General features: G+C 61.7%; 16 protein-coding genes and 3 pseudogenes. 7 read left to right on the top strand and 12 right to left on the bottom strand.

Going from position 1 to position 17,898, the window contains the following annotated elements; genetic code table 11:
• Positions 1–3: 3 nt before the first annotated feature.
• The gene (locus OKW28_RS06985) at positions 4–531 is read right to left on the bottom strand and encodes an N-acetyltransferase family protein (RefSeq protein ID WP_429444325.1); all 528 of its coding nucleotides are present in this window, start codon (positions 529–531) and stop codon (positions 4–6) included.
• Positions 528–1,115: a helix-turn-helix domain-containing protein gene (locus OKW28_RS06980; protein ID WP_429444324.1), complete on the bottom strand. Its 588-nt coding sequence runs from the start codon at positions 1,113–1,115 to the stop codon at positions 528–530. The genes OKW28_RS06985 and OKW28_RS06980 overlap by 4 nt, the downstream gene beginning before the upstream one ends.
• 398 nt (positions 1,116–1,513) lie before the next feature.
• Here OKW28_RS06980 and OKW28_RS06975 point away from each other — a divergent pair, with 398 nt between their 5' ends.
• Positions 1,514–3,730, top strand: a complete 2,217-nt coding sequence (locus OKW28_RS06975) for a beta-glucosidase (protein ID WP_429444323.1) — start codon at positions 1,514–1,516, stop codon at positions 3,728–3,730.
• Between the two features lie 60 nt (positions 3,731–3,790).
• On the opposite strand, the gene OKW28_RS06970 is transcribed toward OKW28_RS06975, so the two are convergent.
• A complete protein-coding gene (locus OKW28_RS06970; RefSeq protein ID WP_429446881.1) occupies positions 3,791–5,113 on the bottom strand; it encodes an amidohydrolase family protein in 1,323 nt (440 codons plus the stop codon).
• 654 nt (positions 5,114–5,767) lie between these two features.
• On the opposite strand from OKW28_RS06970, the gene OKW28_RS06965 reads away from it, so the two are divergent.
• Positions 5,768–6,634, top strand: coding sequence for a MipA/OmpV family protein (locus OKW28_RS06965; protein WP_429444322.1), 867 nt, complete (start codon positions 5,768–5,770; stop codon positions 6,632–6,634).
• A gap of 84 nt (positions 6,635–6,718) precedes the next feature.
• Here OKW28_RS06965 and OKW28_RS06960 read toward each other — a convergent pair whose 3' ends face one another.
• From OKW28_RS06960 to OKW28_RS06950, 3 genes are all read right to left on the bottom strand, one after another.
• Entirely contained in the window at positions 6,719–7,258 is a 540-nt protein-coding gene (locus OKW28_RS06960) for a thioredoxin family protein (RefSeq protein ID WP_429444321.1), read from the bottom strand.
• 1 nt (position 7,259) lies between these two features.
• Positions 7,260–7,976: a cytochrome c biogenesis CcdA family protein gene (locus OKW28_RS06955; protein ID WP_018423741.1), complete on the bottom strand. Its 717-nt coding sequence runs from the start codon at positions 7,974–7,976 to the stop codon at positions 7,260–7,262.
• A gap of 173 nt (positions 7,977–8,149) precedes the next feature.
• Complete coding sequence (locus tag OKW28_RS06950; RefSeq protein WP_429444320.1) at positions 8,150–9,121, bottom strand: LysR family transcriptional regulator; 972 nt, start codon at positions 9,119–9,121, stop codon at positions 8,150–8,152.
• A 300-nt stretch (positions 9,122–9,421) separates the two neighbouring features.
• On the opposite strand from OKW28_RS06950, the gene OKW28_RS06945 reads away from it, so the two are divergent.
• From OKW28_RS06945 to OKW28_RS06930, 4 genes and pseudogenes are all read left to right on the top strand, one after another.
• Positions 9,422–10,465 (top strand): alpha/beta fold hydrolase, encoded by a 1,044-nt coding sequence (locus OKW28_RS06945; RefSeq protein WP_429444319.1) that lies wholly within the window; start codon positions 9,422–9,424, stop codon positions 10,463–10,465.
• Positions 10,466–10,842: 377 nt separating this feature from the next.
• Positions 10,843–11,190, top strand: a complete 348-nt coding sequence (locus tag OKW28_RS06940; RefSeq protein ID WP_429444318.1) for a DUF4148 domain-containing protein — start codon at positions 10,843–10,845, stop codon at positions 11,188–11,190.
• A 40-nt stretch (positions 11,191–11,230) separates the two neighbouring features.
• Positions 11,231–11,578, top strand: coding sequence for a DUF4148 domain-containing protein (locus tag OKW28_RS06935; RefSeq protein WP_429444317.1), 348 nt, complete (start codon positions 11,231–11,233; stop codon positions 11,576–11,578).
• 403 nt (positions 11,579–11,981) lie between these two features.
• Positions 11,982–12,592 (top strand): annotated as a pseudogene (locus OKW28_RS06930) (LysE family translocator); the annotation flags it as partial.
• A 323-nt stretch (positions 12,593–12,915) separates the two neighbouring features.
• On the opposite strand, the pseudogene OKW28_RS06925 reads toward OKW28_RS06930, so the two are convergent.
• The 6 genes and pseudogenes from OKW28_RS06925 to OKW28_RS06900 form a co-directional block, all read right to left on the bottom strand.
• A pseudogene (locus tag OKW28_RS06925) lies at positions 12,916–13,140 on the bottom strand (SDR family NAD(P)-dependent oxidoreductase); the annotation flags it as partial.
• A gap of 105 nt (positions 13,141–13,245) precedes the next feature.
• Entirely contained in the window at positions 13,246–13,401 is a 156-nt protein-coding gene (locus tag OKW28_RS06920; protein ID WP_429444316.1) for a DUF3309 family protein, read from the bottom strand.
• A gap of 224 nt (positions 13,402–13,625) precedes the next feature.
• Positions 13,626–13,832 (bottom strand): hypothetical protein, encoded by a 207-nt coding sequence (locus OKW28_RS06915; RefSeq protein WP_429444315.1) that lies wholly within the window; start codon positions 13,830–13,832, stop codon positions 13,626–13,628.
• A gap of 346 nt (positions 13,833–14,178) precedes the next feature.
• Positions 14,179–14,397: a hypothetical protein gene (locus OKW28_RS06910; RefSeq protein ID WP_429444314.1), complete on the bottom strand. Its 219-nt coding sequence runs from the start codon at positions 14,395–14,397 to the stop codon at positions 14,179–14,181.
• 195 nt (positions 14,398–14,592) lie between these two features.
• A complete protein-coding gene (locus tag OKW28_RS06905; protein WP_090807592.1) occupies positions 14,593–14,895 on the bottom strand; it encodes a hypothetical protein in 303 nt (100 codons plus the stop codon).
• Positions 14,896–14,986: 91 nt separating this feature from the next.
• Positions 14,987–15,253 carry a hypothetical protein gene (locus OKW28_RS06900; protein ID WP_429444313.1) on the bottom strand — a complete coding sequence of 89 codons (267 nt, stop codon included), beginning with the start codon at positions 15,251–15,253 and terminating at the stop codon, positions 14,987–14,989.
• A gap of 433 nt (positions 15,254–15,686) precedes the next feature.
• Between OKW28_RS06900 and OKW28_RS06895 the strand changes: the two are divergent.
• Positions 15,687–17,877: pseudogene (locus tag OKW28_RS06895) on the top strand (protein kinase domain-containing protein).
• Positions 17,878–17,898 lie beyond the last annotated feature (21 nt).

Genomic DNA, 17,898 nt, shown 5'->3' with positions numbered 1-17,898 from the left:
GGGTCAAAGTTGCTTGCAATAGAAGGTCGTGTCGCAGAACGCACCGTCGGGCATCAGCGCGTAATTCGGCACACTGCCGACGCGTTGCCAGCCGGCGCGCTGATAGAGCCGTTCGGCATCGCCACCGGTCACGGTGTCGAGCACCAGAACCGATTTCTTCTCTTGCCGCGCGAGCCGATCGAGCTCGCTCATCAAAGCGTGAGCGACGCCGCGCCGGCGTGCCTTTCTATGCACGAGCATCTTCGCGACATCGGCGCGATGCGGCTGATTTTCGGGCTGCGCGGTAATCAGCTGTACGGTGCCGACGATGCCGCCGCCGCGATCTTCGGCGATCAGCAATGCGCGCTCGCCGCGCGCCACGCCTTCCGCGATGTTGCGCCAGAACGCGAGCGCGGAGGCGCGCGAGATCGGCAGCATGAAGCTGACCGATGCTCCGCCTTCCACGCAGTCGATCAGCACGTCGGCGAGCGCTTCGACGCAGGCCGAAGCTTCGTTCGCGCCGACGCGCCGTATGGTCACGTTATCGCTCATCCGTTTCTCCGTTCGTTGACTGGCGATGTGGTCAGCGCGACGAGATAGCGCGCGCGTTTGCGAGTGGGGTTACGGAACACGATCGGGCTGTCGAGCCGCATTGCCAGGCAGTCGCCGGTCTTGAGCCGCCAGCTGGCGTCGCCGACCGTGATTTCCATCGACCCGTCGAGCATCCACACCTGTTGATGAATGTCCGCGTCGCGCGCGCCGGTTTCGTAACTGACGCGCTGACCGGCGGGAAAGTTGACCTCGACCAACTGGATCGCCGAGCGCGCGGTCGGCGACAGATGACGTCGCACATACCCCGAGCTCGGATCGGTCCACACCGCCTGCTCGGTTGCGCGACTGAGCGGCGATGGCTCGGCAGCCGGCGCGCCATCCTGCTCGAATAGCGACGCGAGCGGCACGTTCAACGCGGTCGCGAGTTTATCGAGCACGGTCGCGGTAGGGCTGCTCTGACCGCGCTCGATCAGCGAGATATTCGAGCGGCTGACCGTGCTGCGCTCGGCCAGTGCATCGAGCGACCAATTTTGAGCGTCGCGCAGTTCTTTGATCCGGCGCGCGATCAGGGCATTGATGTCCATGTAATCCAGTTTAAGGGATGCGGTTTCCAGTAAACTAGACGGCGACTGTTTTGTTGTCAATGCGCAAATGCCCACTCACCAATTTGAATAGAAACCCGCACAAAATTGCCGACTCTTTATTCGCCTTGAATCGATAACTTTCAATTAGCCTGTTCGGAAAAGCCTTACACCCCATTACGCATAAAATTACACGTATTGGTATAAATACCGATGCTGTAGTCAGACTACATTCCTACATTACTCACCACGGAGAGTCGCTACAGCCCATCCAGTTGCGCCGATTCTTCTTCCCACAGGCAAACGTTTGCAGTCATCGCTGCATGCCTGTTTTCGCGTCCGTTTCCCACCCCCCGACGCGCTCCGTTGCCCCAGAAAAGCACAATTTCGGAGAGACACCTATGCAGAAGAAACTATGGCCGGCCGTCGCGATTGCGGCGGCCGTGAGCGCCGCTGCGCACGCGGAAATACCCACTCCCGGTCTCGACTTCGCGCCCATGTCGACGGTGCTGAACGCGTTCGCGTCGGCTGCGGCGCATCGGCGCGCGGAAACGCTCGTCAACCAGATGACGATCGACGAAAAGCTGCAGTTCATTCACTCGCAGTACGCGATGTCCGCCGTGCCGGGCGGCGGCGCGGGCTACATTCAGGGCGTGCCGCGTCTCGGCATTCCCGACCTGAACATGGTCGACTCGGCCACGGGTTCGGGCAGCACCAACCAGCCATCGACGACCTTCCCGGCGACGCTCGCGGTAGCGGCGAGCTGGGACCGCGCGCTGTCGTGGAACTTCGGCAAGCAGATCGCGATCCAGTTGCGTCAGCAGGGCTTCGGCATGGGGCTCGGCGGTGGCACCAACCTCGCGCGTGAGCCACGCGGTGGCCGGCTCTTCGAGTATCTCGGCGAAGATCCGGTGCTTGCCGGCGAGATGCTCGCCGAGCGCACCGACGGCACGCAAAGCCAGAAGGTCATCGCGACGATCAAGCACTACATGGGCAACGAGCAGGAACATAACCGCGGCGGCGGCAATAGCCAGATCGACGAGCGCACGATGCGCGAGCTCTATCTGCTGCCGTTCGAAATCGCCGCGCGCCGCGCGCAGCCCGGCAGCGTGATGTGCAGCTACAACGAGGTCAACGGCATCCAGGCCTGCGAGAACCCGCACATTCTCAACGACGTGCTGAAGAACGACTGGCACTTCGAAGGTCAGGTGCAGTCGGACTGGGGCGCGACGCATAGCACGGCACCGGCGATCAATGCGGGTCTCGACGAGGAGGAAGACGTCGGTTCGACCGTCTATCTGACGCCCACGCTGGTCAAACAGGCGATCGCGAACGGCTCGGTGTCGACCGCGCGCCTCGACGACATGGTCGAGCGCAAGCTGTATGTGATGATCCGCACGGGCGTGATGGACGATCCGCCGAAGGGTGGCGCGACCATCGACTTCTCGGCCGCGAGAGCCTTCACGCAGTCGGTCGAAGAGCAATCGATGGTACTGCTGAAGAACGCCAGCAATCAGCTGCCGCTCGCCGCTGGTTCGCTGTCGCGTATCGCGGTGATCGGCGGCCATGCCGATGCGGCGGTGCTGACGGGCGGCGGTTCGGGCAACACGCGCGATCCGGTGACGGGCGCGTTCGCCGGTTGCGGCGGCTTGACGTTCGGCACGGAGACGGGCTGCAGCTGGTGGACCAACCCGTGGCTGAAATTGAATACGCCGATCGTGTCGGCGATCAAGGCGCTCGCGCCGCAGGCCACCGTGACCTTCGCCGGCAACAGCGATCAGCAGTCGCCGTTTGCCGCCTACACGCAGCAGCAGATCACCCAGGCGGCCACGCTGGCGGCCAACTCCGACGTCGCGATCGTCGTGGTCGCGCAGCCGGCCGGTGAGGACATCGGCGATCTGCCGAGCCTGGGCCTCGCGAATCCGACCAACCAGGATGCACTCGTCGAAGCGGTTGCGGCGGCCAATCCGCACACGATCGTCGTCGTCGAAAGCGGCAACCCGGTGCTGATGCCGTGGAAGGATAGCGTGTCGGCGATCATCGAAGCATGGTATCCGGGCGAAGGCGGCGGCAACGCGATTGCGAACGTGCTGTTCGGCAAGGTCAATCCTTCCGGCAAGCTGCCCGTCACGTTCCCGGTGCGCGACCAGGATACGCCGACGTGGGGCACGAATGGCGCGTTTGCGGCGAACCCGGTGTACGCCGAGAAGCTCGATATGGGCTATCGCTGGTACGACTCGCAGAACATCACGCCGATGTTCGAGTTTGGCTATGGCCTGTCGTACACGCACTTCGCATACTCGGGTCTGTCGGTTCAGCATCTGCCGGGCGGCCTGATCGACGTGTCGTTCAACGTGCGTAACGATGGTCGCGTCGCCGGTGCGGAAGTGCCGCAGGTGTACCTCGGCGTGCCGTATCAGGGTGAACCGCCGCGGCGTCTCGTCGGCTGGGACAAGGTGGGTCTGAACCCGGGCGAATCGCGTCGTGTGCACGTTGTCGTGACGCAGCGCATGCAGAGCGTGTGGGATACGACGAGCAACCGTTGGCTCTATGTGCCGGGCAGCTCGGTGTACGTCGGCGCATCGTCGCGCGACATCCGTCTGCAGGGGCACGGCTAAATAGTGTGACGGTGTAGCGAATGCGGGCGCGCCAGGTTGCGCGCCCGCCTGTATTGCTGATTACGCTTTCAGCGTGTTCTTGTAGAACTTTCCATCCTTCATCACGATGCGCAGGTTCTGCTCCGGGTTCGCGATCAGGTCGAGATTCTCGAGCGGATTGCCGTCGACGAGCAGCAGATCGGCGTACGCACCTTCCTCGAGTACACCGAGCTTGCGCGGGTACGGATTGCGGTGCCCGGACAGCGCGAGTAGTTGGCCATTGGTGCCCGTTGCGATGCCCAATGCTTCGGCTGCGCTATACCACCCCTTCATATGCGTGAGCATCGTGCCTTGCCGTGCGGCCACGGCCTGCGAAAAGATCAGGTCCGTGCCGAACGCGACCTTGATGCCATGCTTGCGCGCGAGTTTGAAAACCCTGTCGGTGCCCGCGATCACTTGAAGAAATTTTTCGCGGATCGGTGGGGCGAGCGGACCCACGTCGTCTTCGTTGACGAACGGCTGCGTGCTCAACCACGTGCCGTTCTTCGCCATCAACGCCGCGGTCCTGTCGTCCATCAGATGACCGTGCTCGATGCACTGCACGCCTGCCGCAACGGAGCGCTGAACCGCTTCGGGCGTGTACGCATGCGAGAGGATATAGGTGCCCCAGTCGGCCGCTGTTTCGACGGCCGCGCGCAACTGCTTTTCGGTAAACGTGAGCATGTCGAGCGGGCTGCGCGGCGTCGATACCCCACCGGCTCCGACCAGCTTGATCTGCGTCGCGCCCTGAATGAACTGCTCGCGCACCCGCAAGCGGATTTCGTCTTCGGTGTCGGCGATCGCGAAGCCACCGTCCCGTTCCAGTTGGGTGACCTGGCTGCCGGTGCGCGGCAGATCGCTCAGCGCACGAAAATCGCCGTGACCGCCGGTGGTCGTGATCATCGCGCCGGACGGATAGATTCGTGGCCCGGAAATCATGCCGCTATCGATCGCCTGCTTCAGGGCGAATGACGGGCCGCCCGCGTCGCGTATCGTTGTGAAGCCGCGCAGTAGTGTACGTTCGGCTTCAGCGCTTGCCGCAAGATGAACGAATGCAATGTCGGATTGAAGGATGACCTGAATCGGCACTGCCGCGAGCAGCGCGTGCCAGTGCATGTCGATCATGCCGGGCATCATCACCTTGCCACCGCAATCGACGAGCGTTTTGCCGTCGATCGAAGCCGGTTGACCCCGACCCAACTGGCTGATGCTGTCACCCTCGACAACCACATAGAGACCGTCACGCAACGTCGACGATTTGCCATCGAACAAGCGGAAGTTCGTGAACAGCACCGGCTTGGCCGGCGGTGCTGGCGGTTGGGTGGTTTGAGCATTGCCAAGACCGGGCAGAACCAGGCTCAGCATCGAAGCGGCGAGACCGGTGACGAAGCCGCGCCGCGACAGATCGGCACTGATACGGCGGTTGGCATACTGCGCTTGAGACTTGTCACAAAGACATGAAAACGACGGACTGACTGTTTTATTGCCGATGTACTTTCCTGAAGGCATAGCTCACCCGTAACGTAGATCACCGTGCATCGAAAGCCGCCATCTAACTACATTTCACACTTGGCGACGCGAAAGTCAAGCCCGCACAGATTATCGCCTGCGAACGAGGATGGCAAATTCCGCGCCGCTTGATACAAGCATTGAAATTGCATCTATTACTCGATTACGCGGTCGCAGCATGTAATTAGAAAAATATGCTTGCGACGGGCGAAAAGAACGGGCTATGCTCACGCCACGTATTCTGTAAGTGAATCCCCCGAAATAAGGCGCGATTCCCTACCCTGCTTGGGGGGAGAGACGTGCCAAACCAACGTCCCAATAAAGCGGATGCATCGGCTATTACAAACGTATCTTCTATCATCGCCATTATCGAGCGAGGCGACCGGTCATTCTTTTAACGCCGCTGCAATTAGAAACTCAACTATTTCACAATTTCGTCGCCACTCCATGAATGCCGGGATCGGAAAAATCGCATTCAGTCTTTTTTAATTTTTTCACGGAGAAACAGAAATGATCGATGTGTCAAAGCCGCGTATGCTCAAGGTGCTGGCGGGGGCTGGTTTGTCGCTGTTTGCCGTCACCGCGATGGCCGACGATACGCTCGGTTTGTCGGAAAGCCTGTTCTCCATCGGCGCGCCGGAAGTGACGCAGGCGCCTGGCGCGAGCGCGAGCCCGTGGCGCTTTGCGGTTGGCGCAGGGGTCGTGAACATGCCGAAATTTCCGGGCGCGAGTGGCACGAAATGGGAGGTGGTGCCGTCGGTGAGCGTGAATTACGACCGCTTCTTTATCGGCGCGAATCCAGACGCGGGGTCGGTGCTATCGCTGGGCGCATATCTGTACCGTGATAGTAACTGGCGCGTCGGCGCGGCGGTGACCTACGATTTCATCGAACCGCGCAGCGAGTCCGACGACTCGCGGCTGCACGGACTCGGCGACGTCAAACGCACCGCGCACGCGGAGCTGTTCGGTGTTTATACGTGGGATTTCGTCACGGCACGCGCGAGCGTTTTGACCGATATTGCCGGCAACGATCGTGGCACCGTCGCGACTTTCGATCTGTTGGGACGCTATCAACCCATTCCGCAACTGACGCTCAGCGCAGGCCCGGGCCTGACGTGGGGAAGCGACAAGTACAACGAAACCTATTTTGGCGTGAATTCCGGGCAGAGCGCGCGCTCGGGATTGCCGACCTACTCGGCCAGCTCCGGTGTGAACCAGTTGCGCTTCTCAGTCAACGGGGCTTACCGGATCGCGACGCGTTGGAACGTCGGCGCGAGCGTGTCGTTCGCGTGGCTGCGCGGCGACGCGACCGACAGTCCCATCACCGAAAAGACGAGTCAGATTACGTACGGCCTTTTCGCCAATTACCTCTTTTAGTCGTCCGCCAAAAACGAAGACCCGCTGCACCCGATCGCGTGGGTGTAGCGGGCTCTCCCGTTCTACGAGTCAGCAAACGCTTCGTCAATTCTTCTGCGCGAGCAGCGCCTGAATCCTGGCTTCGGTCTGCGCATAGTCGCCTTCTCCAAAGTGTGTGTAGACGATATGACCTTGCTTGTCGATCAGATAGAACGCGGGCCAGTACTGATTGTTATAGGCATTCCAGGTGGCGTACTGGTTGTCCTGCGCAACCGGATAGCTGATACCGAGCCGTTTCAGGGCGGTCTTCACGTTGCCGGTGTCGCGTTCGAACGGATATTCCGGCGTATGCACGCCAATCACCGTGAGCCCCTGATCCTTGTACTTCTGGTTCCAGCTTTTCACGTAAGGCAGCGTGTTGGCGCAATTGATGCAGCTATAGGTCCAGAAGTCGACGAGTACCACTTTGCCGCGCAATTGCTGCAATTTGAGCGGCTCGCTATTGAGCCATTGCGTGATGCCTGTGAGCTCGGGTGCGGGCGAGCCGCTTTCCTGCGGCGCGGCGATGGCGACCGTACCCGTCGCGATCAACGCGCAGGCGGCAAACGCGGTGGACAGTGCGAAGGTTTTCAAGCGGGTAGTCATGTCAAAGTCCTTTGAGTGAGGGGAAAAGACCGGCGAGCCGCGCGTACAGCAGCACGTCGTACTGCAAATAGATGGCGAGGGCGGTCAGCATCACCAGTACGCCGAATACCTGTTGCAGGCGCTCCGCGTGACGTGAGACCACACGTACATGACGCGTCACGTAATGGCCGCCGTAGATGATCGCGAGCATCGGAATCGCCGCGCCGATCGCATACAGCGTGAGCAGCAGAGCCGACCAACCGAGATCCTGAGCCTTCACGACGAGCACCAGAATCGACGCGAGCACGGGGCCGGCGCAGGGCGTCCATACCGCGCCTAGCGACATGCCGAGCACGAAGCCGCCCGCGTTGCCGCTGCCGGGTTGCGTCCCTGGCGCAATGGCCGCGCCGATGCGGTCGAGCGGCCCTTGCAGTTGCGCGACGAGCCAGTCGTAAGGTCGCGGCCAGATACGCAGAAGCCCGGACAGTGCGAGCAACGCAATGCCGGTATTGCGCAGTACCTGTTGCGCGACGTGCACGGTGCTCGACACCGCGCCCAATAGCAGCGCGAAAGACGCGAAAGTCAGAATGAAGCCGGCGACGATGAACAGTGGCCGCGTGCGGCTCGGTCGTTCGACGGAAGTGCCGAGCAGGATCGGCATCACCGGCAGCACGCAGGGAGAGGCAATCGTCAGCAGCCCGGCGAGCAGGGCGAGCGGAGTTTCGAGAGTACTGTGCATGATGGGCGTTCCGTTGGCTGGGATGGCCGTATTGGAACGCCCGCACGTATCTGGTTTATGTCGGGATCAGGCGCGCTTGCAATGTAGTGTGTCTGCGTATGGCGCGGATACATTGCGACACAAATCGGTTGAGGAACCGATGCGCGCGGAGGCGGCGGTAGCCGAACGCCGGATCAGCGCGCCCTGCGCTTACGCACAGCGGTTCCGGTCGCGGCTGAGACGCTATTTGCGCTGGACGTGGAGAACATCGGCATACGCTCCTCGATCCAGCGCAGCAATTCGAGAGGTCCGGGTGCGAGCGGCCGGCCGGTCTTGACGAGCACACGCGCCTGCGCGCCGGAAAACAGCGGATGCGCGATCGGTATCGTCGTCAATTCGCCGCTCGCGATTTCGCGGTAGGCAGCGAATTCGCCGATCAGCGTCATGAAGTTGTCGACCGTGACGAAGCGCTTCAACGCGCTCAGTGAGTTGGTGGTCAGCGTCGCGGGAATCGACACGTTTTCGGCGAGTTCCGTCATCTTGACGACATGACCGATCCCAAAGGTCGGTGGCATCAACGCGAGCGGCCACGCGCGCAGGTCGTCGAGCGTCGCGGGTCGTTTGCGCTTCGCGAGCGGATGGTCGCTTCTTAGCAACAACACGACCGGCTGCGGCGAACTCGCGCGATGCTCGAGGCGCGCATGAGGCGGCGGATTGTACGCAAGCCCGATATGCGCACGACTTTCGGCGACTTCTTCCTGGATCGCGTCGACCGCGAGCATATCGAGGCCGATTTCGAGTTCTGGATATTGGACGCAGAATGGCGCGAGCACATCGTCGACCAGCATATCGACGAAGCCTTCGCTGACCGCGAGCCGGATCTGCCCTCGCTGCAGGCCTTTCAACGCATGCAATTGATCTTCGAGCTTCTCCTGCTGCGAACGGTAGCCGCGCCAGAATTCGAGCAGATGCGTGGCCGCTTCGGTCGGCCTGACTCCGCGCGGCTGCCGCTCGAACAGCACCGCGCCGAGTTCGTCCTCGAGCAGCTTGATCTGCCGCGTGATCACGGAGGGTGACGTATTGATGCTTTCGGCGGCGCCGCGGATGGTGCCGTGCGTGAGCACCTCGTTGAAGTAGCGAAGGCGTTGCTGGTTGATCTCGCGCATGTGATTTGTCGATTGCAATTAATGTGTTGCCTACAAGGCAACGATATGTGAACTTAGTTGCTCTTGCTGATGAAGGCTTGCGCTGTCACTATCTATCTCAAGCGGTGCGACAGCGGTAAGCCAGTGGTTCAGTCGTCAAGGCATCTTCGTTTTCAGATTCGTTCTACCCGTCTCGTTCGATTCGTTTCAGATTGCCATTGAAGTCTGCTCTCCCTGCGCGGCGCTCGCATGCGGCTGTGCGATATCGCGCGAGCGGACCCGATCAATTCCGTATCAAAGCCTTCTTGAAGGAGAACAACCATGTCGGATCAGATCAATAGTCGCCGCCGCCGCTTTCTCGGAACGGCGGTTGCCGGTATCAGCCTGCTCGAATTGGGACTGAGCGGGCTCGCGCATGCGCAATCGGCCGATGCGGCCGGCAATGCGAAAGCGGGCGCGCGCGTGGCGTCGTTCGAGAACATTCGCTCGATCAATGCGGGCACGCTGAACGTCAGCTACGCGGAAGCGGGCCCGCAGAACGGACCGGTGGTCATTCTGCTGCATGGCTGGCCTTACGACATCTACAGCTTCGCCGAAGTGACGCCGTTGCTGACGGCGGCCGGTTATCGCGTGATCGTGCCTTACCTGCGCGGCTACGGTGGCACGCGTTTTCTGTCGGCGGATACGCCGCGCAACGGTCAACAGGCGGTGGTCGCGGTCGACATCATCAACCTGATGGACGCGCTGAAAATCGACAAGGCCGTGCTCGGCGGCTTCGACTGGGGCGCGCGCACGGTGAACATCATCGCCGCGCAGTGGCCGCAACGCGTGAAGGCGATGGTGTCGGTGAGCGGCTATCTGATCGGCAGCCAGGACGCGAACCGCGCGCCGTTGCCGCCGAAGGCCGAGCTCGCGTGGTGGTATCAGTTCTATTTCGCCACGGAGCGCGGCCGCGCGGGCTATGAAGCGAACCGTCACGACTTCAACAAGCTGATCTGGCATACCGCCTCGCCGAAATGGAATTTCGACGACGCCACGTTCGAGCGCTCCGCCGAATCGTTCAATAACCCGGACCATGTTGCCGTGGTGATTCACAACTATCGCTGGCGTCTGGGACTCGCGCAGGGCGAGCCGCAATACGACGAACTCGAAAAGCGCCTCGCCTCCGGACCGACGATCGCGGTGCCGACCATCACACTCGAAGGCGATGCGAACGGCGCCGCGCATCCCGAGCCCGCAGCATACGCGAAGAAGTTTACCGGCAAGTATCAGCACCGCAATATCAGCGGCGGCATCGGCCATAACCTGCCGCAGGAAGCGCCGAAAGCCTTTGCGGATGCGATTCTCGACGTCACCCGCCTTTGATGGAGCCGGCGCGCGCCCGGCTTCTTCTGAACGGAACCCCAGCAGTCGAACGTACGGCTGCTGGGGTTTTTTCATGAGCGGGCCATTTGCAACACACCTGCAACCCGCACGACGCATGCGACGCCGGCCCTGCACGGCATGTTCGGAAGTGGGTTTTTGTATCGCAATGTATCAACGGCATACGCAGACAAACACGCTTGCAGAAATGGGGGGTGACGAAAACATTGCAGATACGTTGGAGCGTTCTAATGTCTTCACGCAAGGTTGATTCACAACGTTGCGTGTGAATCAGGCGGGACGTCACAGTGTATCTGCGTCGATGGCTTCGCGTCCCGCTCAATCCTCATCCCTGATGGTTCGATACCCGGAGAAGACTCATGAAACTCGTTCAATCGCTGATCGTCGCCGCACTCGTTGCCGTTCCCGTCGTTTCGTTCGCGCAATCGCAACCGCAACAGGGGCTCACGCGTTCCGAAGTCCGCGCGGAGGTGGTCCAGTTGCAGAAGGCCGGCTATAGCCCGGCCAGCGACAACGCGCAATACCCGCGGAACATCGAAGCGGCAGAAGCGCGCGTCAGCGCCGGCAGCGACGCTACCGCCTACGGCGGTGTCGCGAATGGCAGCTCGGCTTCCAGCTCGCGTGTGCCGATGAAGCATGCGGCCGCGAATGGCGCCAACGACGGCTCGAACGTCGTCGGCCTCGGCGCGATCTACGCGCACTCCTGATTCGTTGATCCCTGAATGTTTTGATACCCGGAGAAGACTCATGAAACTCGTTCAATCGCTGATCGTCGCCGCACTCGTTGCCGTTCCCGTCGTTTCGTTCGCGCAATCGCAACCGCAACAGGCACTCACACGTGCTGAAGTCCGCGCGGAACTGGTCCAGTTGGAAAAGGCCGGCTACAACCCGGCCAGCGACAACACGCAATACCCGCAGAACATCGAAGCGGCCGAGGCGCGCATCAGCGCGGGCCATGACGCGGCCGCCTACGGTGGCGTCGCGGACGGCAGTTCCGCTTCGGGCTCGCACGTGCCGATGAAGCATGCGGCGGCGGATCGCGTGTACGACGGCTCCCGCATCGTCGGCCTCGGTTCCATCTACGCGCATTCGTGATCGATGCAAATGAGCAGGCGGTCCGCGTGCATCGGCTCACGTCGACGCGCGGACTCCTTATTTAACTCAACCTGTCGGGACAAAAACGATGACCACGCCAATTATAGGTGAAGAGCGTTCCGATAGAGCCGCATAAGATGGCACGTTTAAGAAGCCTATCCAGTGGGGCTCCCGGTATATTTTCAGCGTGCATTCATACCCGGGACAACCGCCCGGACCGCAGGCCTCGCGCCGGCGATCCTCCGTGGCCACAAGCCGCTTTTTCGGTGTCCCGCCGCCTTCACGGGAAGGCGGCAAGCGGGCGAATTCCGGCGTTACCCACGCCAGAAGGCGCGCTCGCCGGGCATGGACGCATGTCGCCACATGTGTCTATCGCAACCCTCTTTTGCCCGCTGATTTGCCGATGCCGATCCACTTGTACGTTTCGTTTTTTCTCGCTTCCGCCGTACTCGTTTATTCGCCCGGCCCGGTCAATGTTCTGACGATGAGCCGGGCGCTCAACGCCGGATGGCGCGCGGCATTGCCCAGCGTGTGGGGAGGCACCTGCCGGTATTGCTGCAACTCGCCTTTATGGCGTTGTGTCTCAATTCGTTGTTGCTGATCGATGAGCGCGCGCTAATCGTATTGCGCTGGGCCGGCGCGATTTATCTGGCTTATCTGGGCTTCAGACAATGGAGATGCGGCACGTTTGCGGCTTCACCGGTTCTGTCCGATAGCGCCGGACAACGCGGTTTGTTTTGGCGCGGCTTCGCGACGTCGGGCGTGAATCCGAAAACGCTATTGTTCTTTCCGTCTTTCTTTCCACAGTTCATCAGTACCTCGTCGAATGAAGCGCATTGGTCGGCCAATCATCAGTACCTTTTGCTGGGCAGTACTTTTGCGCTGATATTCGCGTCGGGCGTGGCATCGGCGGCAATCTTCCCGCACCGTCTGCGTACGGCTCTACAGCGGCCGACGCGGCTGCGCATCGTGAACCGTCTGATGGGGAACTTGCTGGTAGGGATGGGCACGCTGGAACAACGTCATCCTTATCGTCTGTACCCCGCGCGATATCAATGGAAAATGAGGTACAGGATGATCAGTACGATCACTGGAACGCCGAGCAGCCAGCCAAGTAGGTAAGGCATGATGTCATCTCCTTTCGTATTGAAGTTCGAATACGCAGGAGTTTCAGCAGGCAGCGTGCCTGGCTCGAAGATGTCGTTCTATTCGAGCAATCGATCGACGGCAACGCCGATGGTCGGCGTATCGGGCTTTAGCCATTGTTCGAAAATCCCAGAGACATGCGGCCGCCTTGCCGATATCTTCCACGGCGCCGACCCGTCCGTATGGAATCGACTCGTCGGCCTGCGTCGGCGGAATTCCTTTACCGGGGCCTGGCAGGTCAGAAACTGGCCCGTCAGATTCGTCGACAGTACGTGCTGCCAATCGTCGAGCGTCATGTCGGCGAATTTGCCGTCCTTCTGTAGCCCGGCATTCGCGACCACGATATCGATGCCATAGCCGATTCCCGAACTTGCGCCGGTAACCAGCGCGACCTGATTGGCCAGTAGCTTTTCCATCGAGTGCTCCGGCAACGACGAAAAAGCGAAGCCGCCACCTACCGGCACGCGACATCGCGCGGATAGACGGCGGCCCGCCTCATGTTCCAGTCCACTACGCGTGGTCTATATCACACCGGCAACCAGCAGAACGATCACCACGATCAGTACGATGCCGAGTCCACCGGTCGGACCATAGCCCCACGATTGGCTATGTGGCCACGCTGGAAATGCGCCGATCAGCAGCAGAATCAGCACGATTAGAAGAATGGTTCCTAGCATGTTATGACCTCCGCCTGGTTGAGAGACCTGCTTATCTACGTTGGCCACAAGGCCGCAGGGTAATCCCCAAGGAGCAAACCTTGTGCCCAAGGTCGATCCTTTAATCAGATCACTGGGGCGGCGCGCGGCGCGCGCGGAAATTCTCGAGCCAATTGAAACGGCACCCGTCGCGCTCAAAACCTGAGCAGGGTGCCGTTTTTCCAATTGCGGACACGTCGCGCGTCCTATAGATAGGTTCCGCTGATGCGGCCTTCGAAGATCGCGGTGTTGATGTCCCAATTGTCGACGCTACCCGTGCCGCCGCCGTCCACCTTGACGACTACTGAGCGGCCGCCGCGCAGCATCTTCATCTGTTCGGCGGTCAGCGTTTTCTCGTCGGATGGCTCGTCCGCGCCGGGCGGCAGGTCTTTGATGATCACAGTGGCTTTCATGGCATTTCTCCTTGACGTGGAAAGGCGAGCACAGTGCGGTGCCCGCATAGATTTCTGCAAGGCCTATGCCAATGTGAGGGAACGTGCGCCGCAACATGGAGCGGAGGCCGCTATGCGAAGCCTGGCAAGGATCCGCGCGATAGCCGCGTTGAATCGCACTGAACACGAACGCGATTGCGCGTCGAAGTGTTTGCGCGCGTCCCTCGAGTCACGCGCGAATGGTTGGGGCGCAGCGCAGCGTCGCGCGTGGCGAACTCAGGCGTCCAACACTCAATCGCAAGCGCAAACAGAAACGGCACGCGCCATATGCGCGTGCCGTGATGGTGAAACGCCCCGGCGAGGAATGCTAGCGGCGCTGGCGTCTAAGCGGCGAGGCTGCTTCCGCGATACGCAGATGCGCGGCCGGAAAGCCCGGCGGGTATTCGACGACGCGCATCGCGGCCGGCACCAGCGGCGCGGCGAGACTCGAGCGCGCGCCGACATGGGCGCCGCCGACGATCGCGGCCATCGCCTCGCGGTCCAGTTCGACGCTTTCGGTCAGATCCTTGATGCTCAGCTTGGCCATGATGGCTCCAGAAAAACGCTCCGGCGGCCAGACCCGTTCGGGTGCCGGCCGCCGTGCCCGGAATGTGTTCGGCGTGTCATTCGTTGTACTGAGGTCTCAACGCACTATCAGTATAGGAAATCCATTCGCGGCGCGCATGGCCGTGGTGTTGCCGCGGCAGTGAAGGAACCCCCGGTCCCCCGCTGCTGCCCCGGCTTACACGGCGGAGTAATTGGCGCCAGACAGGATAGGGTCGACTTTCAGCTTCAGCGGCAGCACGACGCCCGGGCCGATCGAACCGATGTCATTGAGCGCTGCGACGTTGACGATTTGCTGCTGAGCCAGATTCTGAGTGACGTTGACGTTGACGTTGACGTTGGCGATGCCGGCAAGGCTGCCGAGACCACCAAGGCCCGATGGCATGGGCACGTTGCTGCCGGTGCCGCCGGCGATCCCGGACATGGCCCGGCGGTCGAGTTCGCGCGTGCCGGACAGATCGCGAATCATGAGGGATGACATGGCGTTTCTCCAAAGACGTACGGAAAGCGGACATGAATGGCAAGCGGCGAAGCGGCCCGCGGCTGCGGGCGCCTCGCCGCACCACGCACTATTAGTGGTTGCTGTTGCTCGAATTGATATACGGCGAGAAGTCCGACGTGATGCCGGTGGCGAGTGCAACATCGTTGCCGTTGGCGTTCTGGAAGTTCAGTTCGTTACTGATCAGTTGCGTGGTGGTGCTGTTCTTGACGCTGGTCGGCGCATAGACCGGGGCGAAGCTGTAGTACTTGCTCGCGCCGAAGCCGCCGCGTACGGCTTGCATGGCTTTGCTGTCGAGTTGTTCGGTGACGGACAGGTCTTTGATCATCAGCGTTTTCATGGTGAGTCTCCTGAAAGAAGTTTTCGCAGTGTTGCGAGTGGTTTCGAGCAATTCGTTTGCTCGGGCATCACTAATGCACAGGTTGTGCCAGTGTTAATCAAGGATCCTGAGGAAATCGGCGAAGCCCTATCGTATAAGGGTTTTGCGCGTGGAAGGACCATCGTGCCGGTCAGGTCGAAACACGCTGACGCGCTCGGAGCGGTGGCCGCCGTCCGACATCGCGGGGGACCCTGTTGGACGGCGCACGACATTGCGCGAGCCAGCACGCGGCGCGGCGCACGGCTCATGCCTGGTTTGCCTGGTTTGCGAAAGCGCGGACCGGGAGCTAGTATCGAAACGGCACATGTAACTGGATACGACAGGTTTTCTATCGACCCGCGTGGCGTCGGTCGCATGCGACACGGTCCAGCGGCAACGGCGGTGCTTCGCACAAATGGCTAGCCTTGCGCGTGTGATTCTCGACTTCCAGAGCGGCGAGCTATCGCGTGACGAGTTCGTCGCGCAGCTCGACAGCGCGTTGGCGACCGAGCAACTCGGTCCGACGCGGCTGCTGGAGATGCTGTACGCCGCGCATCATCGGTCGCCGTTGCCCGACGATCTCTATCTGGAAGTGCGGCGGCGCATCGAGCTGCTGCGCGTGTCGAACGTCGCGGCGGGTGGCGAGGAAACCGGCATCCAGACCACGGTCGATCCCCCGTCGCGGCGTTCGTCGAGCGCTGGCAGTGCGGGCGCCGCGAGTACTGCCGGAAGCGCCGCGCACGAGACCATCAAAGGCATCGGCGATACGCTGAACAACCGCTTCGTGCTCGAGGAGTGCCTCGGCGTGGGCGGCATGGGCACCGTGTACAAGGCGCTCGATCTGCGCAAGCTCGAAGCGTCGGATCGCAAGCCCTATCTCGCGATCAAGGTGCTGAACGTCCAGTTTCGCGGCAATCCGAATTCGCTCGTCGCGCTGCAGCGCGAGGCGCGCAAGGCGCAGGTACTCGCGCATCGCAACATCATCACCGTCTACGACTTCGACCGCGACGGACCGATCGTCTATCTGACGATGGAGTACCTGAGCGGCAAACCCTTGAGCCAGCTGCTGCGCACGCCGGGCTATCAGGGTATGCCGGTGCGGGCCGCGCTGCCGATCGTGCGCGGCATGTGCGCGGCGCTCGCGTACGCGCACGAGCGCGGCTTCGTCCATTGCGATTTCAAACCCGCGAACGTGTTTTTGACCACGAATGCCGAAGTGAAAGTGATCGACTTCGGCATCGCGCGCGTATTCCAGCGGCCTGAAGAGGAGAGCGACGCGACGGTGTTCGATCCCGGCAGTCTGGGCGCGTTGACGCCGGCCTATGCGAGCCCGGAGATGATCGAACATCGCGAGCCGGACCCGCGCGACGATATCTACGCGCTCGGCTGCATCACGTACGAGCTGTTGACGGGACATCATCCGTTCGATCGCCTGTCGGCCACGCAGGCGCGCAATGCCGATTTCAAGCCGCAGCGTCCGGCGAATCTCGATGCGCGACAGTGGCGCGCGTTGCGTGCCGCGTTGTCGTTCGATCGCAATACGCGGATACCGAGCGTCGTGCGCTTTATCGCCGAGTTCGACAATGAAGCGCGCGCGGAGAAGTCGGGGACGCTCGCGTGGGTCGGGCTCGCAGGCCTCGCCGTCGTGTGCGCGGTCATCGTGGGCGTGTTCGCTTTTCGCTCGGGGTCCAGCCGGCAGCAAGCCGCGCAAACCGAGGCGGCGGGATCGCAGGGCGATCAGGTCGATCGGGCGGCTGGGGCGTCCGCTGTCGCGCCCGCAACGAATGCCGCGCAGACAACGCCTTCTTCGGCTGGCGCGCATGAAGGAAGTACTACAACGGGTGGCGCGGCCGCAACCGCGACTCCGGCACCGCCGGTTTCGTCGCCGCAAGCGCCTCCTCCGGCGCCCGCGCCGAAGCCCGCGTTGACGCTCGCCGCGATCACGCCCACGCTTGCCCAGGTGCCTTGTTCGGCTTTATCGGGCGCGGTGCAGAACCACGCACTGACGGTACGCGGTTTCCTGTCGCAGCGATACGGTGCCGCGCATCTGAAGGAGACGTTGGCGGCGCTGCCTGGCGTCGATACGGTTTCGCTAGACGTGCGGCCGCTCGCGCGACGATAAATGCGACTTCGTCAAAACGCTCGCGCCGTTTCTGGTGCGCAACTGGCAGGCGGGGCGCGTGGCGTCGCTGCAGATGCGTCCGCCAAGCGGTTTTCTGACCGAGAACGACTCGCTGGTGGTCGACCTGAAAGCGCCGCCGTTCGATTCCTTTGCGACCGTCGACTACTACCAGCTAGACGGCCACGTCGTGCACATGGTGCCCAGTCGTCTGTGGCCGGACAATCAGATGCAGTCGAACGGCGGTCCGTACACGATCGGCAGCAATGCGGGCGATTGGACCGTATCGAAGCCGTTCGGCTCGGAAATGGTGGTGCTGATGGTGACGCCGGTGCCGCTGTTCGACAAGCTGCGCCCGGAAAGCGAAGCGCGCGCCGATTATCTGCGCGCGCTCGAGACCCGGCTCAAGCAGATTGGCGGTCAATACGGGCAGGATCGCCTGTTGGCGGACTTCGCCCCGATTACGACCAAGCCCGCGACGCGATGATCCGTCAGGGAGCCAATCGAC

Source organism: Paraburkholderia sp. 40, assembly GCF_050434105.1.
Lineage (GTDB): Bacteria > Pseudomonadota > Gammaproteobacteria > Burkholderiales > Burkholderiaceae > Paraburkholderia > Paraburkholderia tuberum.
The sequence above is the reverse complement of the archived record's forward strand: the minus strand, read 5'-3'. Positions and strand labels throughout refer to the sequence as shown.

Coding starts and splice junctions, on each gene's coding strand:
- OKW28_RS06985 (WP_429444325.1), bottom strand. CDS start 531: ATGAGCGATAACGTGACCATACGGCGCGTCGGCGCGAACGAAGCTTCG.
- OKW28_RS06980 (WP_429444324.1), bottom strand. CDS start 1,115: ATGGACATCAATGCCCTGATCGCGCGCCGGATCAAAGAACTGCGCGAC.
- OKW28_RS06975 (WP_429444323.1), top strand. CDS start 1,514: ATGCAGAAGAAACTATGGCCGGCCGTCGCGATTGCGGCGGCCGTGAGC.
- OKW28_RS06970 (WP_429446881.1), bottom strand. CDS start 5,113: ATGCTGAGCCTGGTTCTGCCCGGTCTTGGCAATGCTCAAACCACCCAA.
- OKW28_RS06965 (WP_429444322.1), top strand. CDS start 5,768: ATGATCGATGTGTCAAAGCCGCGTATGCTCAAGGTGCTGGCGGGGGCT.
- OKW28_RS06960 (WP_429444321.1), bottom strand. CDS start 7,258: ATGACTACCCGCTTGAAAACCTTCGCACTGTCCACCGCGTTTGCCGCC.
- OKW28_RS06955 (WP_018423741.1), bottom strand. CDS start 7,976: ATGCACAGTACTCTCGAAACTCCGCTCGCCCTGCTCGCCGGGCTGCTG.
- OKW28_RS06950 (WP_429444320.1), bottom strand. CDS start 9,121: ATGCGCGAGATCAACCAGCAACGCCTTCGCTACTTCAACGAGGTGCTC.
- OKW28_RS06945 (WP_429444319.1), top strand. CDS start 9,422: ATGTCGGATCAGATCAATAGTCGCCGCCGCCGCTTTCTCGGAACGGCG.
- OKW28_RS06940 (WP_429444318.1), top strand. CDS start 10,843: ATGAAACTCGTTCAATCGCTGATCGTCGCCGCACTCGTTGCCGTTCCC.
- OKW28_RS06935 (WP_429444317.1), top strand. CDS start 11,231: ATGAAACTCGTTCAATCGCTGATCGTCGCCGCACTCGTTGCCGTTCCC.
- OKW28_RS06920 (WP_429444316.1), bottom strand. CDS start 13,401: ATGCTAGGAACCATTCTTCTAATCGTGCTGATTCTGCTGCTGATCGGC.
- OKW28_RS06915 (WP_429444315.1), bottom strand. CDS start 13,832: ATGAAAGCCACTGTGATCATCAAAGACCTGCCGCCCGGCGCGGACGAG.
- OKW28_RS06910 (WP_429444314.1), bottom strand. CDS start 14,397: ATGGCCAAGCTGAGCATCAAGGATCTGACCGAAAGCGTCGAACTGGAC.
- OKW28_RS06905 (WP_090807592.1), bottom strand. CDS start 14,895: ATGTCATCCCTCATGATTCGCGATCTGTCCGGCACGCGCGAACTCGAC.
- OKW28_RS06900 (WP_429444313.1), bottom strand. CDS start 15,253: ATGAAAACGCTGATGATCAAAGACCTGTCCGTCACCGAACAACTCGAC.